Consider the following 26,661-nt stretch of genomic DNA (forward strand, 5'->3'; position numbering starts at 1 on the left):
CTCTCCTCCTATTATTTTTCTGTTATAACAGCAAGGGTAATGAGACTGCATACAACAATGGCTAATGCTAGTGTTCCTCCAACGGCATTGAATGCCAGGATGGTTCCAACTGTACTAATCGATAATGAGAATTTTGTTTTTAGAAAAGATGGAATCCAAGACATATTTCCATAAAAGCCTATGCAAGCCGTTAGGCGGTTTATGAGGCGTAGTTGAACTTATGCCTGATAAGAAAGTTATACTTTCTTATCGGCCAAAGAAAAAACGGAAGCCGTAGGAAAAATTCACATAGATTGCGATTTATCAAATTCACTTTTAGAATTTCATATTGTTTGATACACCTTTTGTCTATATTTCGGAGGTGTAAGGTCTTCCGGGATTAGAGATTTATAAGTTTCCCCATCGAGTCTTGTCGCTAACTCTTTTTTAGCATTTTCAAGTAATTCTGGGTTTTCAAGAGCCGAAATAGCAGTAAATGCGATTGCTTTTCCAGCTAATAGCATTGCATCATGTGCGTATCTTTCTTTACCTTGTGCGACAGCCTGCCAAGTATGAAACGGTGTTCCAAAAGCCCAGGTGGAAGTAACACATTGTGCTGTTGGAACATTCCAGCTAACATCGGCAACATCAGTAGAACCTCCCATAAATGTTTCTTTTTCAGAAAAAGGAACGATAAAGTCGGCAATAGGTCGTTCTGCTAATTGAGAAGCTCCCTGTTTCCCAACTTGTAAAGCTGCCGCACGCTTCTCCTCGACAGTCAATGTTTCATAGATTGTTTTTGCATAGTTTATATCATGTTCAGTAGCAAGAGGCGCTCCTATTTCTTGCATAAATTGGTACATCACTTTTTCAAGAGTCATGTTAGGAATCAAATTATGACAAGATCCATGAATTTCGAAATCAACCTTCGTTTGCGTCATAAGTGCCGCACCGCGGGCACAGTCTACTACTCTGTCATAAAGCTCTTTTACCTGATATGGTTTCGGTGCACGGATTAAATAGGTCACTTCAGCATCAGCTTGAACTACGTTTGGAGCCATTCCTCCCGTATTTGTTACCGCATAATGAATGCGTGCCTCATCAATAATATGTTCCCTCATATAATTGACTCCGACATTCATTAGCTCGATAGCATCTAAAGCACTTCTACCCAAATGGGGAGCTGCAGCAGCATGGGCACTTCTCCCTTTAAATTTAAAGTGTGCATGGATGACGGCATTTGCAGTAGAGTGCATGACAGCATTCATTGTTGCAGGATGCCATGAGAAGGCAGCATCAACATCTTTAAAAAGACCGTCTCTTGCCATAAATGTTTTCCCGTATCCACTTTCTTCTGCCGGACAGCCGAAATATTGTACTGTTCCAGCAAGCTTATGTTCTTTCATATAATCCTTAACCGCAATGGCTGCCGCTAGGGAACCTACTCCCAGCAAATTATGTCCGCAGCCATGGCCATTTCCATTTTTAATAATGGGCTCAAACTTATCACTGCGTGCTTGTTGGCTTAGCCCTGCCAAGGCATCGTATTCACCGAGAATAGCAATGACCGGATGACCAGATCCATATGAAGCAATAAAGCCTGTTTCAAGACCAGCTATTCCCCTTTTTACTGCAAACCCTTCCTTTTCCAATGCTTCACAAAGCAAATCAGCTGAACGGAATTCCTCAAATCTGGTTTCTGCAAACTCCCATATTTGATCACTTAGCTGTGCATACAATGTGCGTTTTTCATCTATTAAATTTGTAATTTTTTTTGATATAGCAGTCAATTTTTCCATCTCCTAACTTACATTTTTATTGAAAGAAGGAACCTCTTTCTTGGTGCGAATTAAAAATAAAGATCCAGCACACAATAGAGCAAACATAATTAGCATAATAAAAGCAACTGTATAAGAACCGTCAAAAGCATCTACTAAAAATCCTATTAACATGGGAGTTAGGACACCAGCGAATTGTGCACCAGTATTAATGAACCCATTTGCAGTTCCTACAACCTCTTCAGATAGCATTTTTAATGGAGATGAGATGATCAGAATAATATTAAACGACATTAATACAGTAACAACACTTTGATAGACAACAAACATTGCTATGTTTGGCGCATAAGCCATTAAATATAGAAAAACCGCAGTTAATACTGCAAATACGGCTGCAATTACCTTATCTTTCCCTTCAGGTAATTTATCTAAAATATAGCCACTTACAATCATCGCAATAATTCCTGCAAACGCTGGAATAGCTGAAATATACCCAACTGATGTTAAGTCGAGATGGCGTGCCTCTACTAAATAGGTTGGCATCCATGCCATTAATCCCCATTGCACTGCATAAATGGCAAAATAGGCAATGAACAAATTCCATATAATCGGAGTTTTTAAAACATCTCTTAAAGGAGCTTTACTCTTGGAAGGGTTATCATTCCTTCCTATAGTTGAACCTTTCCGCTCTTTTATGAAAAAGACGTATAGCAAGGCAAATATAATACCAATGGCACCCGCAATGTAAAAAATCATTCTCCAACCGATACTTTGCATGGATTGGGTACCAATTATTGGTGTTATTACCCCCATAATCGTACCAGAAGTAAGCATGAATGACATGGCACGGCTCCGTTCATTTTGCGGAAACCAACTCGCAATACCTTTTGATGCAGATGGAAAAAAGCTACCTTCCCCAAGTCCAAAAAGAAATCGAATAAGGATTAAGGACATGAAGGACCATGCCATTCCTGACAAAATAGTGAAAACGGACCAAGCAAAAACAGCCATGATAATTATTTTTCGGAAACCAAAACGATCGGCGAGCCATCCACCTGGAATTTGCATTAATGCATAACCTGCAAAAAAGCTACTTAAAACAATTCCTGTCTGTGAGGCACTTAATTGGAGATCCTTTGAAATACCTAAAATCGCATAATTCATAAAAAATCGATCAAAATTTCCAATTGACCACCCTAAAAATAGTAAGATGATAATGACATACTTCCAGTTCTGCGATAATTTGGATACCATATAGTTCCTCCTAGCGAAATTTGTTGAACTCTATTTAAGTATAAAAAATTTAGACTATTCAAACAATGTTGGGTCCTATATAATAATCACATAAATTATGTTTAGTTCTACATAGTCCTTTGGGGGGTTGTAAAAAGTGGAGACCTTGATGAAAATCAAACAATTTTTAATTGATACCTGTTGCCTTTCACATTTTCAGATGTGGCAAAGTATAAAAGGATTAGATTTTTCACTTGTTTTATCTCATCATTTTGACAAAGAAACTCCCACACCAGAAAGATTTTTCAATGAAAAAATACTTACCAATGAAAAATACACCGATATTTACTATCGTTATTCCAATCATACAACCATTGTCATCAGACTCAGCAAATCTTCCGTACTAAACATTGAGAGCAAGCAAAAACTTAAACCGATAATAGATTTACATTACTTGCAAGTAATGCTAGATAGAGAAAAATATATTAGGAACAAAATGATGGAGAGCATTCGTGATATATCCGTACTCGAAGATTTAGATGACTTGTTAAAAAAAATATTAGAAAATGCCATATCTGTTATACCTGCAGCAGATATGGGAGTTCTATGGATGTACGAGCCAAGCTTAGATGTGCTATTTCCTAAAGCTTGGACGGGCGGTCCTAGTGAAGAAATTAGAAAAATGAGGATGAAGGTTGGGGAGGGAATTATCGGGAAAACATTTAAAGATAATAAATCTTTTATTTTTACCAATATAGATGAAATTCTCTCAGAATCATCTAATATTTCATCAGATAATCTTTTTCATCTGTATAATTCTGTCCAATTTGATGATTTGAAATCCATTATTTCAGTTCCAATAAAGGTTGAGGAGAGTACTTTATGTGTATTGATCGTCTACCAAAATGGTTCTTATCCCCTTTTAACGAAAGATGATCAACAACTGTTAGAAAGTTTTTCTGATCAGGTTTCTATTGTATTAAGAAATTCGAGACTCTACCAAAATCTCAAAAAACAAAATGATCTTTTAATTCAACGAGATACAATACACAATACTTTAATAAAACTGTCTCTTCAAAATAAGGGTTTACAAAAAATTGCAAATGAAATAAAAAAGATGATAAACCATCCATTAATGATAGTAGACTTAACAGATAATCAACTATATTCAAGTCCAACCCCATGGAAATTGGAACTTCCTTCAGAAATGATAAAAATAAATACAAAATTACAAACTCAATCTTTTTTTACTGAGTCTATTAATAGTCAATCATTGTATATTCACCCCATTATTGCTATTGATGTACCGATTGGAATAATGGCAGTAGAAATGGAGAAAGATGATCTTTTTCCTTTAAACAAAATGATTATTGAACAGGCAAGTTCAGTGATTGCATTAGAGATTATCAGAAAACAAACATTAGTGGATTCTTATTATCAAAAAACAAATGATCTATTTAATGATTTTATTCAGTGCCGAGAATATAACCTGATACGAAAGAAGGCCATTGAACTTAGAATTGATCATCATTCCTATTATATGGCAATCGCAATTCATATCCATCCTCATGCAGATTTTCATTTTCTTTATATGCAAATGCACAAACTAATTGCCCAAATTAAAAAAGAGTTAGGAATATATGTTTCAATCGTTTTTGGTTATGGAAATAAAGTGACGTTGGTATGCCAATTTAATAACTATGCAGATCAAGATTATGTAAAAAAGAAACTAGAGCTTATTCATTCCAACTGGATTAATGTGCATGAAGAATCGCTAAAAGTAGGGATTGGTACTTGCTATCCAAGTATGGGTAATATAGCAAAAAGTTACTCCGAAGCGGATAAAGCCCTTTCTTTTCTTATCTCGAGGCAGCTTAAAAGTATCGTAAATTATCAGGATATTGGCATTAATCATCTTTTTATTCACCAACCCATGGATGACTTGAACTCGTTTGTTAGTGAAGTTTTTAACCCCCTCCAATCTGATAAAGATGGTGCTTTAGATTTGGAACAAACCCTGCTTGCATATATGGAAAACGACCGTCAAGCTACACAAACAGCCAAACTGTTGCATATCCATGTTAATACTTTATATCAAAGGCTAAAAAGGATCGAAGAAAAGCTTCAAATTTCCTTTTCTAATCCGGAAGACATTTTAAAAATTCAGCTTGCATGTTATTTAAGAATTTCAATCGTCTCACTAACTTGACTTCCGCAATATTACTATTAACAGCTTGATAGGTAAGCAATATATTAAAAAAGATCACTCAATTTAGTTTGGTGATCTTTTTTACCTATATTAGTACCTGCATATAGCCTCTTTTATTTATTATGTGACCCGATAAGGTAATCAATGTAAAAACCGCCGTTACTTATGATAAGGTTCCCCCCGATTAATCCGAAACGCTCTATATATCTGCTCAACGAGTATGAGCCTCATCAATTGGTGGGGGAAGGTCATCCGCGAAAAAGAAAGCTGCTCATTAGATCTTTTTATGACTTCATCACTTAAGCCCAATGACCCGCCGATCACAAAGGCAATCTTACTTTTTCCATAGGTAGCTAGCTTGTCTAGTGAATCAGCAAGTTCCTCGGATGAGCCTAATTTTCCTTGAATCGCTAAGGCAATTACATATGTATCTTGGCTAATCTTTGCTAAAATTCTTTCGCCTTCTTTTTGCTTTACCTGGACCATTTCCAACTCACTTAATATTTCAGGTGCTTTTTCATCGGCAACTTCAATGACATCAACTTTTGCATAGGCAGTCAGTCGTTTTAAATACTCCTCAATACCCTGTTTTAAATATTTCTCTTTCAATTTACCAACCGTAACAATCGAGATATTCACAATCCACAGCCCTTTTCAACTTGATTACAAACAGCTTACAAACAAGATATCCACAGAAGTTATCCACATATTCACATTTTTTATCCACATCTTGTATGGAATCATTTGTTCGCCACAACATATGTAGCCGTATTTTGACAATATTCACAGTTTGTTGATAAGTTATCCACATCTATTTTCGACAAAACGGGAAAAGTCTCAAAATCATCCACAATCGTATCTAAGGCAATATCCACATGTTCCTCACAGCAATAAATCATTTTCTACTTCACCTTTCCTACACTTATACATTTCATTAAAGCTATTGTTTACTTTATATCATCCTGTCATACGAAATAACGCAATAACTTATACATCATAACACAAATAAAAACAGGAAAGTGAACGGTTCACTTTCCTGTTTTGCCCACGCTTTTATTGAGTTGTTTCTGCTGCTAATCTTAATGTCGTTTGCTTCAACTTACCTTCACGGTAATATTTAATCTCCAATTGCTCGCCAATTTTCTTTTTCTGGTACAAATGTTTCCGAAGATCGATGACGTCGTTAATTTTTTGCCCATCCATCTCTACGATGACATCCAACTCTTGCAAGCCTGCTTGAGCGGCTGGCGAATTTGGTACGACTTGTCGTAAGGCTACACCATAATTGATTGATCGAGGCAATTTCAACGCTTCTTCTTGATAGTAGGCTGGAATTTCAGAGACTGATTTTAAATCCACTCCCATATATGGACGTTTAACCGTTCCAAACTTTTCAAGATCATCGATAATTGGCCGGGCCGAATTGATTGGGATGGATAATCCAATTCCTTCAACTGCATTTTGCGCAATTTTCATGGAGTTAATTCCAACTAGCTGGCCAGTAATATTAATTAAGGCCCCGCCGCTGTTTCCTGGATTAATGGCCGCATCGGTTTGCAGTACTTCTGCATTCCAGTCGATTAATCCATCCTGATTAATATCAACCGGAATCGTCCGCTTAAGTCCAGAGATAATTCCTTGTGTGACCGACCCTGAAAAGGTTGCGCCAAGCGGGTTCCCGATCGCGATAACGGGTTCACCCATTTTTAAACTATCGGAATCACCAAATTCAGCTACCTTTTTTATCTTGTCCGCATCGACCTCGAGGACAGCCAAATCAGTCCAGACATCACTGCCGAGCAGCTTAGCAGGGATCTTTGTCCCGTCAATCAAACTTACTTCCAGCTTTGTTGCCCCTTCAACCACATGATGGTTTGTGACAACGAAAGCTTTACCTCCAGCCTTCTTATAGACAACTCCTGAGCCCGTTCCAGCGGCTTCTTCCTCTGAATCGGCTTGATCATCAGACCAAAAGCTGGTGGACTGGATATTATTGATTCCGACCACAGCATCAGCTGCTTTTTCAACTGCCTTCGTTGTATTTGTGTTCACATCATAGGAAACCTGTTTTTGGATGATATTCTGATCATTATTATTGTTAGTTGATTCTACTGCATTGTTTTCATTTGAATCAATTTGGTAGGGGAGGAACCCACGATTGGATAAGGCTGGAATAGCAATAATTACTAAAATTGCACCAAGTATCGCACCAACTACGCTGGCTAGGAAAACTCCACCCCTGTTTCCTTTCTGTTCCCTGAAGCGGTTTTGTGAATGATCATCATAATAACCCACTTTACATCATTCCTCACTTTCCGAAAAGATTGCTACCGTTTATTTTGGCTTATAATTACAATTATACTCGTTCATCTATAAATTACTAAATAATTACCTTGTATTAATAAAAACTTACGACTTTGTTCATAGTTTTTTAATAAATTATCGTCTGTTGATTTGCGCTCCAGGCGCTTCGTTCCAATCAACATAGCCAATAAAAAAAAGAATGAAGTGCCTATAAAAAGGCTCTTCATTCTTTTAAAATGATCTACACAGCCGTTAAGGCAGTCGGGATTTTCGGGTCTGTATCGTAAAGGCCAAATTGTTCGCCAACAATCAGCCCACGCTCCTGAAGGGTCTGTGTTACCGCCATTTTTGCTAAGTCCTTCATGTTATTATCCATGCTTAAATGGGCAAGATAAATTCGCTTAGTTTGATCGCCAACCACATCACTCATCGCAAAGGCTGCGTCCTCATTGGAAACATGGCCCACATCACTTAAAATTCTTCGTTTAATATTCCATGGGTATCTGCCCATCCGAAGCATTTGAACATCATGGTTGGATTCAAAAATATACACATCTGCATTGGAGATGGTCCCCTTCATCCTGTCACTGACATAACCTGTATCCGTGATTAAGACAAGTTTCTTTCCTCCATGATGAAAAACGTAAAACATGGGTTCTGCAGCATCATGTGATACCCCGAATGATTCAATATCAACAGCACCAAAGCTCTTCACTGTTTCCGTATCAAAAACAAACTTTTGCTCCGTTGGAATCGCTCCGACCGAGTGTTCCATCGCCCGCCAAGTTTTTTCATTCGCGTATACAGGCAACTGATATTTACGGGCGAGAACCCCAATTCCCTTAATATGGTCACTGTGCTCATGCGTGACAAATATTCCGGAAAGTTTACTAATATCACGGTCAATTTGTCCAAACAGTGCCTCCATTTGCTTACCGCTAAACCCAGCATCAACTAGAAACGAATGTTCATCAGACTCCACATAAAGGGCGTTCCCTGTACTCCCGCTTGCAAGAATGCTATAACTTAAAGACATGCTATTTCACTCCAATTTACTATTTTCATCGCTGTTAAATTGAATAATCTGCCCTTCAAATGCGTTCACAAACAGGCTCTCCTTACCATCGACCTCAAAGCGCCAAGTTGGTGCTAATACTTGTGAAGCAGCCAACTGGATGAGTGTGGAATAGCCAAGCTCTACCCTGGTAATTTTACTCTTCGACTTCAACATCCCTTTCTGGTGCAAGGTTTCAATCGCCTTTAACGGCTTAAGAATTTCTTCTTTTGCTGTTAAAGTTTCCATTTCCTCCAGGAAGGTCTGTTCATAAGATACAATTTGATCAGCTTCATTCACTTTAAATGTGATCATCCCATTAATATTCTTAAACAACGGGAAATTTTCCGATCGTTGATAGTAAGTGATCGTTTGATCTTTGTTACTTTTCTCTCCAAATTGATAATCCTCTCCAAAAAGCACATTATCCGTTAAAAAGGTAGAAAGCTCTGCCGGTTCAAACTTATTAGTTAACTGCAGTGGCTTCTCTAATTTGGCATGAAGAGAGGTTGTCCCGATTCCGCTTAGAACAACAGTCTGTCCCTTAAGTTTTTTAATATCTTCTTGATTAAACATCTTAGGCTTTGCACTGAGGTATTGAGCCTTAATGGGATCCTTGGGAAGGTCCACAAATTTGATTTCATCCGCTTTCAGTTTTTCTTCAAACGAGGCCTCCGTAATCACTTCATATTTATTGGCATCACGGACTTTCATGAATTGAAATAAGAGATAAACATCTAAAATTAAGAACGTTATAATAAAAATTGTTTTAATCTTACTCCAATCCATGCTGCAATCCTCCTAGGTCTTCCATCGTAATCTGTCCCCATGTTTTATCATAGCGATAGAACCAGGCGGGTTCTAAAAGGATTAGCTTATTCTCATCTGAATCCTTTTCCATCCGATAGCCCAAGATCATTTCTTCAAGAAGACTTGGCTTAAAATTCTTTTTGTTTTGTAAAAATTCCAGTGCATCATGCCCCGATGGGCGTGTGACCTTTTTCATTTCCGTTGTAAGGGGAAGCTCCAAAGAAATATTTGGCCGAATATATTGATTGATTTCATCTCGGCCCCAAACCTCACTAATTTCAGCAATCCCGTTTCCGTTAAAGACGGGATAGCCTTCGATGCTGTATAAACGAAAGGTTACGGAGTGATTAAGTTCATTTTTGTCAACATAGCGATAAGGGTCTGTCCAGCCGCCATGTTCATTCACAAAGTCAATACTCCGTTTGACTAAATCATAAGAGCTATTAACAAAATTCTCTTCTACGGTTGGATTGACATAGCGAAGGACGTTACTTTCGAAATTCAACGTCATTTTACTAGAATCGTTCGTATATTCCTCCCCTGAAGGGACGAAGCTTTTTTGCACAAAACTAGGATCGCTGAAAAGTGCTTCTTTAAATTCCTCAGAATCAAGATTAACAGGCAAATATTTATAGGTTGTCATTTCTGTTTCAGTTTCTGGAAGAAAAATCGTCCGCCATTCAGAAGCTTCATAGGCGAAATGACGTGGGAACTGCGCTGCATTTTTATAAATATTACGATTAAATTCACTTAAATGAGCAGAAGAAATATGACTTATATATACTTGCTGATGTTCAGTGGAAACAAAATAAACTATCCCATTTTCCTTTTCTGAATTCTCAACATTGACAATGATTCGATTGAAGGTGAAAGAAGGTATTTTTTTACCCTCAATATTTAAGACACTGCGATATAACTCAATCGGGACTTCTCCTGGAAAAATAATTTCCGCATTGCCGCTGCCATGGATTAATTCCTTAATGTTCTTCACTTCGTTTGTATATTTTTTTACATCAAAAAAGGCCCAACTGCTTAATTGCTTGAGAACCTTTTCGATCTCTTCTGTGTTATTGGTTCCATAATGCTGACCCTTCACGTGAAAAAACACCTGGTCAGGCCTGACGATCTTTTGGACCTCTTGTTTTTCACTTAAGGTGACTTCAGCTACCGTATTACTCTTTTCCATCGTGTCATAATTAGGCTGGTAGGTCCAAAGATTCCATGTTAAAAGAATACTAACCAGAACTAAAAAGGTTAAAATCCCTGATTTAATATTTTCGTATCTCATGACCATTCATCCTCTTCAGAACGTTCATATGGGAGCGAAAAGGAAATCTTTGTTCCTTTCCCTTCCTCACTTGTTGCCCAGATTGCCCCACCATGAGCATTAACCATTTCCTTTGCAATCGCCAGACCTAGGCCCGTACCGCCTAGTTTCCGAGTTCTTGCTTTATCGACACGATAAAAACGATCAAAAATCTTTCCAATATTCTCTTTCGGAATCCCCATGCCTTGGTCTGTTACGCTGACAATAATTTTATCGTCCATCTCTTTAATCGAAAATGTAACGTTTCCGCCTTCAGGTGAATACTTTAAGGCATTTGAAATAATATTGTATAAGACCTGTGTCATTTTATCTTCATCAATTTCAACAAATATCACATGATTCGGGAGTTTTCTTTTAAAAGTGACGTTTTGTTCCTTCGACATTTCAAACCTGTCAATGATGCGGTGGAAGAAGTCGACGAAGTTTACCCATTCGATTTTCAGCCTGTAATCCGTACTATCCATTTTTGAAAGCTGGAGCAGGTCATTGACCAAGCGAATCATTCTTTCTGTTTCGGTCCGCGTCACTTCTAAAAATTCCGGAGCAATCTCCTCATCCCGCCAGGCACCATCTGCAAGAGCTTCTAAATAACTCCTCATTGTCGTTAGCGGTGTCCTAAGTTCATGGGATACATTGGCGACAAACTCTCTTCGTTCGGCGTCAATTTTTTCCTGATCCGTGATATCATGCAAAACCGCAATTAATCCATTGACAAAGCCCGTCTCTTTTTGAATCACAGAGAAATTGGCACGCAGGAAATAACGCTCGGTTTTTGTACTGTAATCTAAAATGATCGAATCCTTTTCCTCCAATAAGTCTTCGAAGGAATTGGTATCATCTAAATCTAATAACGATACAATTGGCTGGGTCAGAACTGTTTCACGTGAAACATTCAGCATTTCTGCCGCTGGTTCATTGATTAAAATAACCCGGCCTTTCCGGTCGGTAGCAATTACACCATCCGTCATATAGGACAAAACAGATGACAGCTTCCGACGTTCCCCTTCGGTCATGGCCTGTGCTTCCTGGAGCTTTTTCGTTAAATTATTAAACGTAACGGCCAGTGTCCCAATTTCATCATTGCCATATACTTTAACTTTCCGTGAAAAATTACCCTTGGTCATCGCTAAGGCCTGCTTCTTCATATCAGCAATCGGTCTTGTGATGGTTTGGGCTAATAATATCCCTAATATAGCTGTAATCGATAAGGCAATCGCTGTCCCTGTAGCAAAAATCCCATTAATGGTTTTCATTTGTTCAAAGACATTTTCTATTTTTGCGACAAGGTAGATCGCACCAATTACTTTTTTACCAGACATAATCGGAGTAGAGAGGACCCAAATCCGATGGCCTGTTTGGGGGTCGATTAATATTGCGCTTTGATCCTCTTCTAAAACCATTGATTGTTTGATTCGGAGCTCTGTTGTCCTTTGTCCAACCACCCCTTGGTTACTGGGATGTGAGGTACCAAGAATTTTAAGGGACCTGTTTTCAATCACCCGAACTTCCGAAATATCACCTGCATCAAAGTCTCTGAGTATTTTTTTGATATCCTCTTCGAGTGTTGGATCTTCAGGCGTTCTCTCTTTCTCCATTTCCTCAACCAGATTGTAGGCAAGCAAATCAACCCGTTGCTTTATCGAAGTCTGGAAGTTTGTCCGTAATGTTTCTTCAAGCTGTTTGACAAAATAAACACCGATAATTTGCATGGCTACTAAAATAAGGAGGACATAGATGATAACGAATTTTACGTTTATAGAGCGAAAGAAACCAACCTTTCTCATTCATCTTACTCCTGTTCAGGATTCCGCAAATAGTATCCAACTCCGCGGCGAGTAACAATCCACGTTGGATGACTCGGGCTGTCCTCAATTTTTTCCCGCAATCTTCTAACCGTTACATCAACGGTCCGCACGTCTCCGTAGTAATCGTAACCCCAAACCGTTTGCAGGAGGTGTTCCCTCGTCATCACTTGACCGATATGTTTAGCCAAATAGTAAAGCAATTCAAATTCACGGTGCGTAAGCTCGATTGTCTCACCGCGTTTTGAAACGACATAAGCATCAGGATGGATAATAAGTGAACCAATTTCAATTTCATTGGTTTCGTTCTCTGCATCTGGCTGCGTCAGAATTTGCTGGTGACGGCGCAAGTTAGCTTTTACGCGCGCAATCAATTCTCTTGTACTAAACGGTTTGGTTACATAATCATCCGCACCGAGTTCAAGACCTAAGACTTTGTCAATTTCAGAGTCTTTGGCAGTCAACATAATAATCGGCATTTCATACTTCTTACGGACTTCACGGCAAACTTCCATCCCGTCTCGTAATGGAAGCATAATATCTAAGAGGATTAAGTCTGGTTGGATTTCATCAACCAACTGGAGTGCTTCGTTTCCGTCATAAGCACAATAGACAACGTATCCTTCTTTTTTCAAGTTAAACTGTAAGATATCTGCAATTGGCTTTTCATCATCAACAACAAGAATTTTCTTTTCCATACCATCTCTCCTTATCATTTAGTCGATCTAATCTATTTAACAAATGCTCTAGAAGTCATAACTATACTAGATTACTGTATCATGTTATTGGCATAAATTCACCTATAAGTAGCATTTGGCAAGATTGGAATAACAATATTTTCTATTTATAAAAAAGGCTCTGTTAAACTGGGCTGTTGATTTCCGCCCCAATCAACGTAGGCTTTAAAATCAACAATAACCTTTAACACAGCCATAAAAATAAGAAAAGTCTCTAGTATCATCTAGAGACTTACCTTTTATCTTAAATAGGAAAGTGGATTTACTAGGCTGCCATTCTTATACACTTCAAAATGCAAGTGTATACCTGTTGCATCTCCCGTAGCTCCCATTACACCTATACTAGTACCCTTTGAAACCGTCTGGCCTGCCCTAACTTTGAGCGACGACATGTGTCCATAAATGGTACGGAAACCATTTTGATGGTCAATGACAATTTTATTCCCATAACCGCCGCCCCAGCCAGCAGAAACAACGACGCCATTATCGGCTGACTTTATTGTTCTGTTGCTTGGTCTGGCAATATCAATGCCTTTGTGCATTCTGCCCCATCTAGGCCCTTGTTTACTGGATACATACCCACCTACAGTCGGCCAAGCAAAGTTTCCTTCCCCACGAGACGGAATGACTTTTGTTCCTTTGATAACAATCTGATTCACAGGCTGTTCAAGGACTGTCGCATTTGACTCCACTTTCTGCACTGCTACACCATTTTGTTCAGTAATTTTATAGGTAACAGACCGCGAGCCACTATTCCCCTCTTGTTTTACCTTTGTCTCACCTTTTAGCAAGGAAGAGTCTTCAACAACTGTATTTTTAAATGGAATTTCTTCCTTTTTATTTACTTCTTTATCAATAATCACTTCGATAAATGGTTTTGGAACGGTAATATTAATTTTTTCGCCGATTTTTAAGAGCGTATCCCCTTTTAGTCCGGGATTCACTGCTAAGATCTCCGCCAGTGTCAAGTCGTGGTTTTGTGCAATCATTTCGAGCACATCGCCTTCTTTAATCACATATTTCTGTTCTTCTAATGTACCTTTTTGTAAAAAGGTTACTGCTTCTTCGGCTGACATCATTTTTTCTGGAACAATATTTTCTACTGAAAAGGAAACATTTTTTGATAATCGAACGTCTAATAGACGAGACTCATTTTCTTTTAATGCTGGTAATGTCGAATTGACGGAAGCTTTTCTGGCCTTAAGTTCGGTTAATTGATCCTCCGGCACGTATTGTTGGATTAGCTTATTCATAACTTCTTCAGCTGTATTTTGATTATCTACGTAAACAACGGGCTTACCATCAATAATAATCGCAGAGGCCTCTGTTTGAAGTTGGAATATACTCTTAATAGTTCGGACTGTTTCTTGATTGTTTGCAGCAGAAGGAAATACTTGATATGGAATGTTTTGCACCTGTTGATCGATATTGTTGCTGTCATCGACTTTTGCAGCAATTATTTTATTTACAACAGCTTTATCTGCAATATTTCCTATATATGTACCATCCAGATATACGTCATAATCCTTGGTTGATTTTGATGTATCTGCAAAAGCAACCGGTCCGTTACTAAATGCAATCAGCGATGAAGCGATTGTAGTAGCAATCGTTGTCTTAAGAAATAACTTTTTTGTTTTTGATACCTTATTGAAAAGTAGCATTTTTCCTCCCTAAACCACGGTAAAACCCTCTTAATCTAGTGTTTACCCACTAAAGAATTCCCCAGTATTTTAGACCTTCTATACTTTAACATAATTTTTTGTAAATAGATTAATAGTCTTTATACTGTAACAAAAATGTATAATTACTGACATTTACCTACATTTACGTGAAATATTCTAATTAGATTTCCGTGTTTTTCTTTTTAAAAAGTAGGGGAAAGTCCCTATTAAATAAGGGTTTTTCTAGTTCTGAAGGAGGAGGATATAATTATTACAATAATCGACAAAAACTAATGGTTCTTTTGTAAAAAAGAGGTGGTTTTATTACACTGGGATTACAATCGCAATTTTTAACTAAAAAGAGAAGCCTGCAAATGCAAGCTTCTCTTTTTATGGCTCAGGACGGAATCGAACCGCCGACACAAGGATTTTCAGTCCTTTGCTCTACCGACTGAGCTACTGAGCCACTTATATGGCGGTCTGGACGGGACTCGAACCCGCGACCTCCTGCGTGACAGGCAGGCATTCTAACCAACTGAACTACCAGACCAATATTTAATTGATTGTCAGCAAGGAAACCGTCCTTGCCAGCCTCTTACTGACAATCAAAAGCCATGACCCCTACGGGACTCGAACCCGTGTTACCTCCGTGAAAGGGAGGTGTCTTAACCGCTTGACCAAGGGGCCATATATTAAAAGTTATTTTGCAAAAGCAAAAAACTTTGGTGAGCCATGAAGGACTCGAACCTTCGACCCTCTGATTAAAAGTCAGATGCTCTACCAACTGAGCTAATGGCTCGTACTAAAATGATTCTCTAATCCATTAATTCGCCGGATGCCCACGCCTCAGGAAGCTTATTCAAGTAGCAGCTCGGCGTGTGCCCTGATGCTATTTCAAGGAAGCTTATTCGATCGTGCTTTACCAACTGAGCTAATGGCTCGTACTAAAAACTTTGTCGTATTGTGACGACGCTTTTTATAATATCACGGACTATCTATTCAACGCAATACTTTTTTTAAAAAAACTTTTTAAAAGATTTGAAGCCCTCAAAATCGAGGGCTTCATTTTATCAATTAGATCTATATAACTCCAGCGCCAAGGCGCTTCCGCTTTTAGATTTGTCTCCATGGGCTGCGGACTACATTTGTTTGATTACGATCTGGTCCAACAGAGAACGTAGTTAACGGAATTCCAGTAAGCTGTGTTACACGTTCCACGTAATGACGTGCATTTTCAGGTAATTCATCTAATGTTTTAACTCCAGTAATATCCTCACTCCAGCCAGGTAATTCTTCATAGACAGGTTCGCACTGTGATAAAACCTTTAAGCTTGCAGGATATTCTGTAATCAATTCATCTTTATAACGATAGGCAGTACAAATCTTTAATGTCTCTATACCCGATAGTACATCAATCGAGTTGAGGGACAGGTCGGTTAAGCCACTTACACGGCGAGCATGGCGAACTACCACACTGTCAAACCAGCCAATTCGACGAGGACGCCCAGTTGTTGTGCCATATTCACGACCAACTTCGCGGATGCGATCGCCGATTTCATCATTTAGTTCAGTAGGGAAAGGTCCATCACCAACACGAGAAGTGTATGCCTTACACACTCCAACCACATGAGTGATTTTAGATGGTCCGACACCAGACCCAATCGTCACACCGCCGGCTACTGGGTTAGATGAGGTCACGAATGGGTATGTCCCTTGGTCAATATCAAGCATGACACCCTGTGCGCCTTCAAAAAGAACCCGTTTGCCTTCATCTAAGGCATCATTCAATACAACTGATGTATCACAAACATATTGTTTAATTTGCTGACCATATTCATAATACTCTTCTAGGATTTCTTCCTTCGTAAATCCTGTAGTCTCATAAATACGTTCGAACAAACGATTTTTCTCTTGTAAATTACGATCAAGCTTTTCTTCAAATACATCGTGTTCGAGCAGGTCAGCGATTCTAATCCCCACGCGAGCTGCCTTATCCATATAGGCAGGTCCAATCCCTTTTTTAGTCGTTCCAATTTTATTAGCGCCCTTACTTTCCTCTTCCACTGCATCAAGTTTTAAATGATATGGAAGGATGACATGGGCCCGGTTACTGATACGAAGATTATCGGTTGTAACGCCCTTTTCATGTAAGTAGGCAAGTTCGGTTACAAGTGCCTTTGGATCAACAACCATACCATTTCCAATTACACAGACTTTTTCCTTATAAAATATTCCTGATGGAATTAGATGTAATTTGTATGTTTCTCCATTGAACTTAATGGTGTGTCCTGCATTGTTTCCTCCCTGGTAACGGGCAATTGCCTCGGCATTTTCTGAAAGGAAATCGGTAATTTTACCCTTTCCTTCATCTCCCCATTGCGTCCCAACCACTACTACTGATGACATATAAGGCACCTCCAAATTAAATGCGATTTTCTATTTTCCATACACAAGTTTACCAACTTTCATGGCTAAAAGCAAACAAAACACGAACGTTTTATATAAGTACATATTATTATGTTCGTAAAATATTAATTTAGGAAACTATCAATATCGCATCTTGCAAATTTGGATATTTTTCCATAAAATAGAATTATAGTTTCGTAAAATAATAATAAGGATGTGGAATATGATTATTAAACATCGGCAAGAGCGATCGGAAATAATAATTTTAAGATCATTAAATGTTCGAATGAGTTTATCAGATAAGGAAGTAACTAACTATTTAAATCTTAAAAAAGGATACGAAGGGGAGAAAAAGAGTGATGTATGGTTAGAAGGGCTTTCCGAGGATTGGCTTATTATCCATGATTTATTACTTGAGTATAACAATTCTAAATTTCAAATTGATACCTTACTTATTTCGCAGGACACCATTTACCCTTTAGATGTGAAAAATTATGAAGGCGACCACTATGTTGAAGGTGATAAATGGTATATTAGCGCTAAAAAAGACGGAAAGAATCCGTTACACCAATTGAGCCGTTGTGAAACTTTGCTTCGATCCTTGCTCCGCGACCTCAGATATCATTATCCGCTGGAATCCTACCTTATCTTCATTAACCCCGAGTTTCATTTATATCAAACCTCAATAAATCCTTCTATTGTTTTTCCAACACAGCTGAACCGCTTTTTGAAAAAGTTAAATACGAAGCCGGCAAAATTGAATAAAAGACACTTCAAATTAGCTGAGCAATTAGTAGCTCTTCATCTAATCGACCTACCGTACCCGCGCTTACCAGCTTACGCTTATGGTCAATTGGAAAAAGGGACCCTTTGTCCGAAATGCTACTCCTTTTTTTCTGATCTTAAGGGAACGAAATTGGTGTGTGGCAATTGTGGCTGCACGGAGGGAGTAGAGTCGGCTGTTTTACGGAGTGTAACTGAATTGATGCTTCTTTTTCCTGATCGAAAAATTACCACAAAGGCTATTTTTGAGTGGTGTAAGATTATTAAGTCGGAGAAAACTATTAGGAGGATTCTTGCTAGGAACTTTAAATACATAGGGCACGGTAAATCAGCAAATTATGTCTTTTCGAATGATTAGTCAGTCCTAAGTGATACCTTTTATTAAATCATGTGCACTATGTAAATGAATTTAACTCAAAGGGGCGGGAGAGTATCATAAGCTCCTTTGATTAACGTTGAGTCACTTTTTCAACCTCAAAAGGCATCACGCACTTCCTTTGGTTACCGTTCCTCCTCTTGTTCTACTCCAACGGGACCATAACGCTCTTATGGTTACCGTTCCTCCTCTTGTTCTACTCCAACGGGCACCATAACGCTCTTATGGTTACCGTTGTATCTCTTTTTTTACTCCAATGGGCACCATACCACTCTCAGGGTTCCGGTTCCACCTCTTTTTCTGCATCCACGGGCATTAGTCGCTTCCACTAATCACCGCTGATCCATTATCTAAGCCTCCACGACCAATAGTCGCTATTAATCTACACACAAAAAAGGCTAGCCAAAAAAACTTGGCTAGCCTTAATCTATGCACCCGGCGGATCATTATACCGTGTCTCGAGGTTGACGAACTTATTATATTCCTTAACAAAGGCTAACGACACTGTTCCGGTCGGGCCGTTACGCTGCTTGGCAATAATAATCTCGATAATATTCTTATTCTCTGATTCCTTATCATAGTAGTCATCACGATACAAGAACGCCACGATATCGGCATCCTGCTCAATACTTCCGGATTCACGGATATCGGACATCATCGGGCGTTTATCTTGTCGCTGCTCGACACCACGGGAGAGCTGAGAAAGAGCAATAACAGGAACCTTTAATTCACGTGCTAATTGCTTTAGGGAACGTGAAATCTCAGAAACTTCCTGCTGACGGTTTTCACCAGATCGTCCGCTTCCTAAGATCAGCTGCAAATAATCAATTAAAATCATGCCTAAACCATGCTCCTGCTGGAGACGGCGGCATTTGGAACGGATATCACTGATTCGAACCCCTGGAGTATCATCGATAAAAATCCCTGAACTCGACAAGCTGCCCATCGCCATCGTCAGCTTACCCCAGTCTTCATCCGTCAGGGAACCTGTACGAAGCCTTTGCGCATCGATATTCCCCTCAGAACAAAGCATACGCATAACCAGCTGTTCGGCACCCATCTCCAGACTAAAAATCGCGACATTTTCATTCGTTTTCGTCGCCACATTGGCCGCAATATTCAAGGCAAACGCTGTTTTACCCACGGAAGGACGAGCTCCAACAATAATTAAGTCATTACGCTGGAATCCTGCTGTCATTCGGTCCAGTTCCGCAAATCCTGTTGAAATACCCGTAATGTCCCCAACACGGTTATGCATTTCCTCAATATTGTCATACGTACGCACAAGTACATCCTTGATATTATGGAAAGCACCGGCATTCTTTCGCTGCGCCACTTCCATAATACTTTTCTCCGCTTCACTTAAGAGAGCTTCCACTTCATCTTCGCGGGAATATCCATCCGAAGCAATGCTTGTTGCGGTACGAATTAATCTTCTAAGTAATGACTTTTCTTCAACTATTCTTGCATAATACTCAATATTTGCTGCTGTCGGAACAGAGGCGGCCAATTCCCCTAAATAACTAACCCCGCCTGTATCCTCAATCAGTTTGGCAGCTGCAAGCTCCTCAGTTACCGTAACTAAGTCAACTGCTTTCCCTTGATCATTTAGACTAAGCATGACATTAAATATTTTTTGGTGGGAAGCACGATAAAAATCCTCAGGAATTAATATTTCTGAAGCTAAAATCAAAGAGGCAGGTTCTAAAAAAATCGCCCCTAACACAGCCTGTTCGGCCTCTATATTTTGCGGCGGCATCCGGTCCGCATATAAGTCATTCATCTATCAAAAACCTCCTATCATGAAGAGGATGATTTATATTAAAATAGCAAAAGCTCAGCAATTATCAAAGTTCTAAACTATCATATCAAATCCAAAAAAGAAAAAAGTGACCAGTTAAGACCGATCACATGGTGTTGATTACATTTTATATTCTATCATGTTCCGCAGCGATTTCGCACTGGGAAAATTTTTATTTTACTTCGGTAACAGAAACGGTTAACGTTGCGACTACTTCATGATGAAGCTTTACTGGAACCTTTGTGTGGCCAAGCGTACGAATCGCATCCGCTAATTCCATTTTGCGTTTATCAATTTTAATACCATGTTTCTTTTGTAATTCTTCAGCAATCTGCTTTGTTGTAATCGAACCAAATAAGCGGCCGCCTTCACCAGCTTTAGCAGTTAATTCCACCGTAATTTGATCCAATACCTCTTTTAATTTTTGTGCTTCCGCTAATTCTTCGGCAGCTGCTTTTTCTTCCTTCTTCTTAAGTGCATCCAGCGTACTAATATTCGCGTTATTGGCTTCCTTTGCTAAACCTTGTTTAATTAAAAAGTTATGGGCATAACCATCAGCTACATTCTTGACTTCGCCCTTTTTCCCTTTACCTTTCACGTCTTTTAAGAAAATTACTTTCATTCTTTTTTCACTCCTTCAAAATATTCATCAATTGCTAGCTTTAATTTACTTTCCGTTTCTGCGATCGATAAACCACTCAGCTGTGTGGCGGCGTTAGTCAGGTGCCCTCCGCCTTTTAGGGCTTCCATAATCACTTGGACATTGATGTTTCCGAGTGACCTTGCACTGATGCCAATGACCCCTTCGCTGCGCTCGGAGATAACAAAGGAAGCAAGCACTCCGTCCATTGTTAACAATGTATCCGCTGCTTGGGCAATAATCACTTGATCATTAAAGTCATTTGCAGTTCCTTTTGCAATGGCAATCCCATCACGGTAAAAGGTAACAGACTCAATTAACTTGGACCGTTTGATATATGTATCAACATCTTCTTTTAAAAACTTTTGAACGAGGATCGTATCTGCTCCATGTGCTCTTAGATAGGAGGCCGCATCAAACGTTCTTGAGCCTGTTCGTAACGTAAAACTTTTTGTATCGACGATGATACCCGCCAAGAGAGCGGTGGCTTCAATCATTTCGATTTTACCCCGTTTTGGCTGATATTCAAGAAACTCAGTCACCAGCTCTGATGTCGATGAAGCATAAGGTTCCATGTAAACAAGTAAAGGATTAGCAATAAAATCCTCACCGCGGCGATGATGGTCAATCACAACGACATGATCAATTTTATTAAGAAGCCGTTCTTCCATGACCATGGAAGGTTTATGGGTATCGACGACGACGAGCAGGGTTTTATCAGATGCGATTTCAAGCGCCTCTTCCGGACCAATAAAATGTGAAAATAATTGCTCTTGATTGCGGATTTCCGACATGAGCCGTTTGACACCATTGTCGATTTCCTGCATGTTAACAACGATATAAGCATCTTTCTGATTCATTTGGGCTACTTTATAAATGCCAATGCTAGCGCCAATCGAATCCATATCCGGATGTTTATGGCCCATAATGATCACTTTATCACTTGCCATAATTAAATCCCTTAAGGCATGCGAAATGACCCGTGCCCTAACTCTGGTTCTCTTTTCGATTGGATTCGTTTTACCGCCATAGAACTTCACCTTGCCACTTGCCAATTTAATGGCCACTTGATCGCCGCCTCTGCCTAAGGCTAAGTCCAAGCTTGATTGGGCTAAAACCCCCAATTCTGGCAGGGAAGAAACGCCTGTTCCGACGCCAATACTTAAGGTAAATGAGACGTTTTGTTTGGAAGTCATCTCTCTTACTTCATCAAGAATCGTAAATTTACCTTTTTCCAACTTCTGAAGAATTCCTTCACTAAACACAGCCATAAATCGTTCAGATGAAATTCTTTTTAAAAAGATCCCATTATCCTGCGCCCATTTATTCAGGATTGACGTCACCAAATTATTGATGCTGCCACGCATCTGGTCATCCATCCCTTGGGTAAGATCATCATAATTGTCTAAAAAGATAATCGAAATGACAGTTCGGTCATTTTGATACATTTTTTCGATTTCCTTTTGTTCCGTCACATCGAAAAAGTATAAAAGCCGTTCTTCCCGTTTATGAATCACACGGAATTTTCGTTCATGGAGCGTAATGATTTCTGTCTCTACTTCCTGTTTAATTAACGGGATCAGCGTATCTGCGACATCATAAAGTGATCTTCCGACCAAGGTATCCTCATCGAAACAAGAGGCTAGAAATGGATTTGTCCATTCGATATAATACTCATCATTAATAAGCATAATCCCGATTGGCATTTCCATCAATGCTTCTTCGCCCACTCTTTTAACCCGGTAAGAAAGGGTCGCGATGTACTCTTCCATTTCTTTTCTTTGGCGGCGGTCAACAACAAACATATAGTAGAGCGGGAAGAGCATGATAAACAGCCCGGCTGCACTAATGGTCCAATTATAGAAGGACAAGGCAATGATCAATACCACTGTAACGCCTATTAACCCATAAAAAGGGTAACGAATCGACCGCTTTTCTAAAAATGCAGGCAATATTTTCAGCTCCTAGTCGTGAATCTTACTCTTTCATTTCAAATCGCTTTCGAAAATCAAAGCCTAAATCAGTAATGCCTAATAACATTATTATATAACGGACTATTGGAATCATGAAAGTAAGAATTACAACTAACACAGCAAGTCCCTTTGCAACCGACTTTTGGTGGAAAATAAAAAATAAAAGAGCCAGACCCTGAAGCATGATAAATGTCTCTAATATGTACCTGGCGTTAATTAAAATAGAATATAAGTAAGTTCCCTCTTGCGGATGAAAGAGCAGCATCATCCCTAAGGCAATTAAATAATACCATAAAAGGCTTTTAGGCAGGACAAGGTTGCGAAAACTGCCCCATGGCTGTACGTTCACCCCAAACCTCTTCGCAATTGGAAAGCAAATCCATTGAGTAATAAAAGAGGAAAGGATGGAAGCGAAAATCAGAGCACTTGGTGCAAGCGTTACGATTTGCTTAAGCATTAAGGCATTTTGCTCTTTTAAGAGTTCAACTTGGTCTTCTCTTCCCATTGCTTTAAGCATTACCTCAGAGCTTTTAACTGATTCATTTAACGCTACAGTAAGTTCATGGATAATATCGATTTTCATAAAAGCAACCATGACAACATATGAAATCACAAGGCCAGCCATAAATGTAAGGGAACTAGCTATTAATATGAACGTCCGGCTCTTGCCTTTTTGGAGCAAATAGCCAATAACAGCACCAACCGAACCATAAATCAGCATTAAGCCAACTCCCATTAAAGAGCCTGCAATAAATGCAATAAATATGGCGGCTACTAAAAAGGCGGCAATCAGTTTCAGATTATTTTTAACAGAAAACATGATAAATGGCAGCGGCAGTACCAGGTTTAGGATTGATCCAACGACAGGAACATAAATCGTTATTAATAATAGCGCAGCAAAGGCCGCCAAAAGAACAGCACCCTCTGTAAGCTTGCGTACATCTTTCACTACTTCACCCCTAATTTTACAAAGCTATTCTTTATTTTAGCGATATAAGGTGTTCTATTCAACTCTAGAGTATAACAAAAAGGCAGCAGGGATAACCCTAACTGCCTTTTTACTTATCTATTTTTATTCACCTGAAACAAATGGAAGTAATGCCATTTGACGTGAACGTTTGATTGCAACTGTTAATTTACGTTGGTATTTAGCGCTAGTACCAGTTACACGACGTGGTAAAATCTTTCCACGCTCAGAGATAAATTTCTTAAGTAAATCCACATCTTTATAATCGATGCGAGAGATACCGTTTGCTGTGAAATAACATACTTTACGGCGTTTTGCGCGACCGCCTTTACGTCCTCCTGCCATGAAAATTCCCTCCTTTATCATTTTTAGTTTATCGTTCATTTAAGGTTGTTTAGAATGGAAGGTCGTCATCGGAAATATCAATTTGACCATTACCTGCAAACGGATCCTCGTCCATTCTTTGGAAACCATTATTCGTGTTTTGGTTTTGACGTTGTTGATTCTGATTGCCGCCGCCATAAGGATTCCCTTGAGGTTCCCTTGGTGGAGCACCGAATTGATTGTTGTCGTTTCTACCATTTCCGCCTGAAGAACCCCTAGGCTCAAGAAATTGAACATTATCTGCCACAATCTCAGTAAAATACTGACGTTTTCCATCCTGCTCGTAAGTACGAACTTGAATTCGACCATCAACACCTGCTAAGCTGCCCTTTTTCAAGAAGTTGGCAACATTTTCAGCAGCCTTACGCCAAACTACACAGTTAAGAAAGTCTGCTTCACGTTCCCCTTGGGGATTTGAAAATTGACGATTTACTGCAAGAGTAAATGTAGCAACTGCAATGCCATTTGGTGTATATTTCAGTTCAGGGTCTTTGGTTAAACGGCCAACAAGAACAACACGATTTATCATCAGAATCAACTCCTTTTTTTTCAGAAAATGTTTCACATGAAACATTTTCAAATCTATTATTAAGCTTCTTCTCTAATTACTAGATGGCGAATGATATCTTCGCTGATTTTTGCAAGACGAGAAAATTCTTGTACTGCAGCAGCTGAAGATGTTGTTTTAGTGATTTCGTAGTATCCGTCGCGGAAATCGTTGATTTCATATGCTAAACGACGCTTACCCCAATCCTTTGTTTCAGCAGTTTCCGCTCCGTTATCAAGAAGAATTGTATTAAAACGCTCTACAAGAGCCTTTTTAGCTTCATCTTCAATATTTGGGCGGATGATGTACATGATTTCGTACTTATTCATCACAGTCACCTCCTTTTGGTCTAACGGCCCATTTGGGCAAGGAGCAATTATTCATTACTCACAAGTTGAAATTATAGCATAGTTATTTAACAAAAGCAATCTCATTCACAGGATTGAGATTTTTTCCAACTAGCGCTGTTAAACTTGCCTGTTGATTTCCGCTCCAGGCGCTTCGCTTTCCGCGGGCGGTTCGGGGAGCCTCCTCGTCGCTTAAGCGACTGCGGGGTCTCCCCTGCACCGTACTCCCGCAGGAGTCTCGCGCCTTCCACTCCAATCAACATAGTGCCAAAATCAACAATGAGCTTTAACATAGCCTTTCCAATTAAAAAAAGCTCTGCAAATCCTGCAGAGCTTGAAATATTATACGTTGAAACGGAAGTGGATGACGTCGCCGTCTTTTACTTCATATTCTTTACCTTCTAAACGGACCTTGCCCGCTTCTTTTGCTGCGGTATGACTGCCAGCTGCTAATAAATCTTCATAAGAAACGGTTTCGGCGCGAATAAAGCCGCGTTCAAAATCAGAGTGAATAACTCCCGCACATTGCGGTGCCTTCATTCCTTTTCTGAAGGTCCAGGCCCGAACTTCTTGAACACCTGCTGTGAAATAGGTCGCTAAGCCAAGCAAGTGATAGGCCGCACGGATTAATTGGTCAAGGCCGGATTCTTCAATGCCTAACTCCGATAGGAACATTTGCTTTTCTTCACCTTCGAGTTCAGCAATTTCCTCTTCAATCTTCGCACAAATCACGATCACTTCTGCATTATCTGCAGCAGCAAATTCGCGTACCTTTTGAACATATTCATTGTCAGAAGGATCGGCAATATCATCTTCACTCACGTTGGCTACATAAAGAACAGGCTTGATTGTTAACAGATGCAGACCTTTAACAAGTTTCATTTGTTCATCCGTAAAATCAACGGTACGAGCTGGTTTCTCTGCTTCAAACGCATCTCGGAGCATGGAGAGGACTTCAAATTCAGCCGCTGCTTCCTTATCTTTTTGCTTAGCCAATTTTTCAACACGGTTAATCCGCTTTTCAACCGATTCCATGTCAGCAAGAATTAACTCCAAGTTAATGACTTCAATATCATCGATAGGATCGACTTTACCAGATACATGGGTAATGTTATCGTCTGCAAAACAGCGGACTACTTGGCAAATCGCATCCACTTGGCGAATATGTGAGAGGAACTTATTTCCGAGTCCTTCACCTTTACTTGCGCCTTTAACAATCCCGGCAATATCGGTAAATTCAAAAGCGGTGGGAACCGTCTTTTTTGGTTGAACAAGTTCAGTTAATTTTTGCAGACGGGCGTCAGGTACTTCAACGATTCCGACGTTCGGGTCAATCGTACAGAAGGGGTAATTGGCCGATTCTGCCCCTGCCTGGGTAATTGCGTTAAATAAAGTAGACTTACCAACGTTCGGCAAACCTACGATACCAGCTGTTAATGCCATTTATTTCACTCCTCAAAAAATAAGATCTATTTTAAATAAAATTAGTTCTGATAATAAAAAGACAAGTCTTTCACAATTATAGGCATTTCAATGTAAAAAG

At 39.3% G+C, this 26,661-nt stretch carries 23 protein-coding genes and 4 tRNA genes; 2 read left to right on the plus strand and 25 right to left on the minus strand.

All coding sequences use genetic code 11. The annotated features are described in order from the left end of the window. Positions 1-11 precede the first annotated feature (11 nt). The 3 genes from J7E67_RS01975 to J7E67_RS01985 all read right to left on the minus strand — a co-directional run bounded on the left by J7E67_RS01975 (position 12) and on the right by J7E67_RS01985 (position 3,011). A complete protein-coding gene (locus tag J7E67_RS01975; RefSeq protein ID WP_214730814.1) occupies positions 12-164 on the minus strand; it encodes a hypothetical protein in 153 nt (50 codons plus the stop codon). Between the two features lie 159 nt (positions 165-323). Beyond that, a complete protein-coding gene (locus tag J7E67_RS01980) occupies positions 324-1,769 on the minus strand; it encodes a M20 family metallopeptidase (RefSeq protein ID WP_251026510.1) in 1,446 nt (481 codons plus the stop codon). Between the two features lie 12 nt (positions 1,770-1,781). Continuing rightward, positions 1,782-3,011, minus strand: a complete 1,230-nt coding sequence (locus J7E67_RS01985; protein WP_214730818.1) for an MFS transporter — start codon at positions 3,009-3,011, stop codon at positions 1,782-1,784. A gap of 136 nt (positions 3,012-3,147) precedes the next feature. On the opposite strand from J7E67_RS01985, the gene J7E67_RS01990 reads away from it, so the two are divergent. Beyond that, positions 3,148-5,199, plus strand: a complete 2,052-nt coding sequence (locus J7E67_RS01990) for a helix-turn-helix domain-containing protein (protein WP_214730820.1) — start codon at positions 3,148-3,150, stop codon at positions 5,197-5,199. A gap of 159 nt (positions 5,200-5,358) precedes the next feature. On the opposite strand, the gene rlmH is transcribed toward J7E67_RS01990, so the two are convergent. The 14 genes from rlmH to J7E67_RS02060 form a co-directional block, all read right to left on the minus strand. Beyond that, positions 5,359-5,838 (minus strand): 23S rRNA (pseudouridine(1915)-N(3))-methyltransferase RlmH, encoded by a 480-nt coding sequence (gene rlmH / locus J7E67_RS01995; RefSeq protein ID WP_088084853.1) that lies wholly within the window; start codon positions 5,836-5,838, stop codon positions 5,359-5,361. Positions 5,839-5,939: 101 nt separating this feature from the next. Next, on the minus strand, positions 5,940-6,098 hold the full coding sequence (locus J7E67_RS02000) for a CxxH/CxxC protein (RefSeq protein WP_088084854.1): 159 nt from the start codon (positions 6,096-6,098) through the stop codon (positions 5,940-5,942). 154 nt (positions 6,099-6,252) lie between these two features. Then, positions 6,253-7,494 carry a S1C family serine protease gene (locus tag J7E67_RS02005; RefSeq protein ID WP_214716223.1) on the minus strand — a complete coding sequence of 414 codons (1,242 nt, stop codon included), beginning with the start codon at positions 7,492-7,494 and terminating at the stop codon, positions 6,253-6,255. A 250-nt stretch (positions 7,495-7,744) separates the two neighbouring features. Then, positions 7,745-8,539 (minus strand): MBL fold metallo-hydrolase, encoded by a 795-nt coding sequence (locus J7E67_RS02010; protein ID WP_214730822.1) that lies wholly within the window; start codon positions 8,537-8,539, stop codon positions 7,745-7,747. A 6-nt stretch (positions 8,540-8,545) separates the two neighbouring features. Further along, complete coding sequence (locus tag J7E67_RS02015; RefSeq protein WP_214730824.1) at positions 8,546-9,346, minus strand: two-component system regulatory protein YycI; 801 nt, start codon at positions 9,344-9,346, stop codon at positions 8,546-8,548. Continuing rightward, the gene (locus tag J7E67_RS02020; RefSeq protein WP_214730826.1) at positions 9,333-10,655 is read right to left on the minus strand and encodes a YycH family regulatory protein; all 1,323 of its coding nucleotides are present in this window, start codon (positions 10,653-10,655) and stop codon (positions 9,333-9,335) included. The genes J7E67_RS02015 and J7E67_RS02020 overlap by 14 nt, the downstream gene beginning before the upstream one ends. Next, positions 10,652-12,478, minus strand: a complete 1,827-nt coding sequence (gene walK / locus J7E67_RS02025; RefSeq protein WP_168241411.1) for a cell wall metabolism sensor histidine kinase WalK — start codon at positions 12,476-12,478, stop codon at positions 10,652-10,654. The genes J7E67_RS02020 and walK overlap by 4 nt, the downstream gene beginning before the upstream one ends. A 5-nt stretch (positions 12,479-12,483) precedes the next feature. After that, positions 12,484-13,194, minus strand: coding sequence for a response regulator YycF (gene yycF / locus J7E67_RS02030; protein ID WP_214716227.1), 711 nt, complete (start codon positions 13,192-13,194; stop codon positions 12,484-12,486). A gap of 278 nt (positions 13,195-13,472) precedes the next feature. Next, positions 13,473-14,894, minus strand: a complete 1,422-nt coding sequence (locus J7E67_RS02035; RefSeq protein WP_214730828.1) for a peptidoglycan DD-metalloendopeptidase family protein — start codon at positions 14,892-14,894, stop codon at positions 13,473-13,475. Positions 14,895-15,287: 393 nt separating this feature from the next. Then, positions 15,288-15,360 (minus strand) — tRNA-Phe (locus tag J7E67_RS02040). Between the two features lie 7 nt (positions 15,361-15,367). Next, positions 15,368-15,444: transfer RNA gene (locus tag J7E67_RS02045), tRNA-Asp, on the minus strand. Positions 15,445-15,509: 65 nt separating this feature from the next. Next, positions 15,510-15,581, minus strand: a tRNA-Glu gene (locus tag J7E67_RS02050). A gap of 36 nt (positions 15,582-15,617) precedes the next feature. Further along, positions 15,618-15,693 (minus strand) — tRNA-Lys (locus J7E67_RS02055). Between the two features lie 314 nt (positions 15,694-16,007). Further along, positions 16,008-17,300, minus strand: a complete 1,293-nt coding sequence (locus J7E67_RS02060) for an adenylosuccinate synthase (RefSeq protein WP_214730830.1) — start codon at positions 17,298-17,300, stop codon at positions 16,008-16,010. A gap of 223 nt (positions 17,301-17,523) precedes the next feature. Here J7E67_RS02060 and J7E67_RS02065 point away from each other — a divergent pair, with 223 nt between their 5' ends. Further along, entirely contained in the window at positions 17,524-18,441 is a 918-nt protein-coding gene (locus J7E67_RS02065) for a nuclease-related domain-containing protein (protein ID WP_214730833.1), read from the plus strand. A 445-nt stretch (positions 18,442-18,886) separates the two neighbouring features. Here the strand turns inward: J7E67_RS02065 and dnaB are convergent, their stop codons facing one another. The 8 genes from dnaB to ychF form a co-directional block, all read right to left on the minus strand. Further along, on the minus strand, positions 18,887-20,242 hold the full coding sequence (dnaB, locus tag J7E67_RS02070) for a replicative DNA helicase (protein ID WP_214716232.1): 1,356 nt from the start codon (positions 20,240-20,242) through the stop codon (positions 18,887-18,889). Between the two features lie 190 nt (positions 20,243-20,432). Then, complete coding sequence (gene rplI / locus J7E67_RS02075; RefSeq protein ID WP_214730835.1) at positions 20,433-20,882, minus strand: 50S ribosomal protein L9; 450 nt, start codon at positions 20,880-20,882, stop codon at positions 20,433-20,435. Next, positions 20,879-22,852 (minus strand): DHH family phosphoesterase, encoded by a 1,974-nt coding sequence (locus J7E67_RS02080; protein WP_214716234.1) that lies wholly within the window; start codon positions 22,850-22,852, stop codon positions 20,879-20,881. Before J7E67_RS02080 ends, rplI begins: the two co-directional genes overlap by 4 nt. 25 nt (positions 22,853-22,877) lie before the next feature. Next, the gene (locus tag J7E67_RS02085; protein ID WP_214716235.1) at positions 22,878-23,822 is read right to left on the minus strand and encodes a YybS family protein; all 945 of its coding nucleotides are present in this window, start codon (positions 23,820-23,822) and stop codon (positions 22,878-22,880) included. Positions 23,823-23,945: 123 nt separating this feature from the next. Continuing rightward, positions 23,946-24,185 (minus strand): 30S ribosomal protein S18, encoded by a 240-nt coding sequence (rpsR, locus tag J7E67_RS02090; protein ID WP_214716236.1) that lies wholly within the window; start codon positions 24,183-24,185, stop codon positions 23,946-23,948. A 49-nt stretch (positions 24,186-24,234) separates the two neighbouring features. After that, on the minus strand, positions 24,235-24,753 hold the full coding sequence (gene ssb / locus J7E67_RS02095) for a single-stranded DNA-binding protein (RefSeq protein ID WP_088084869.1): 519 nt from the start codon (positions 24,751-24,753) through the stop codon (positions 24,235-24,237). A 59-nt stretch (positions 24,754-24,812) separates the two neighbouring features. After that, positions 24,813-25,100: a 30S ribosomal protein S6 gene (gene rpsF, locus J7E67_RS02100; protein WP_088084870.1), complete on the minus strand. Its 288-nt coding sequence runs from the start codon at positions 25,098-25,100 to the stop codon at positions 24,813-24,815. Positions 25,101-25,460: 360 nt separating this feature from the next. Next, complete coding sequence (ychF, locus tag J7E67_RS02105) at positions 25,461-26,561, minus strand: redox-regulated ATPase YchF (RefSeq protein ID WP_214716237.1); 1,101 nt, start codon at positions 26,559-26,561, stop codon at positions 25,461-25,463. Positions 26,562-26,661: the final 100 nt, after the last annotated feature.

Source organism: Bacillus sp. ISL-46 (assembly GCF_018613205.1).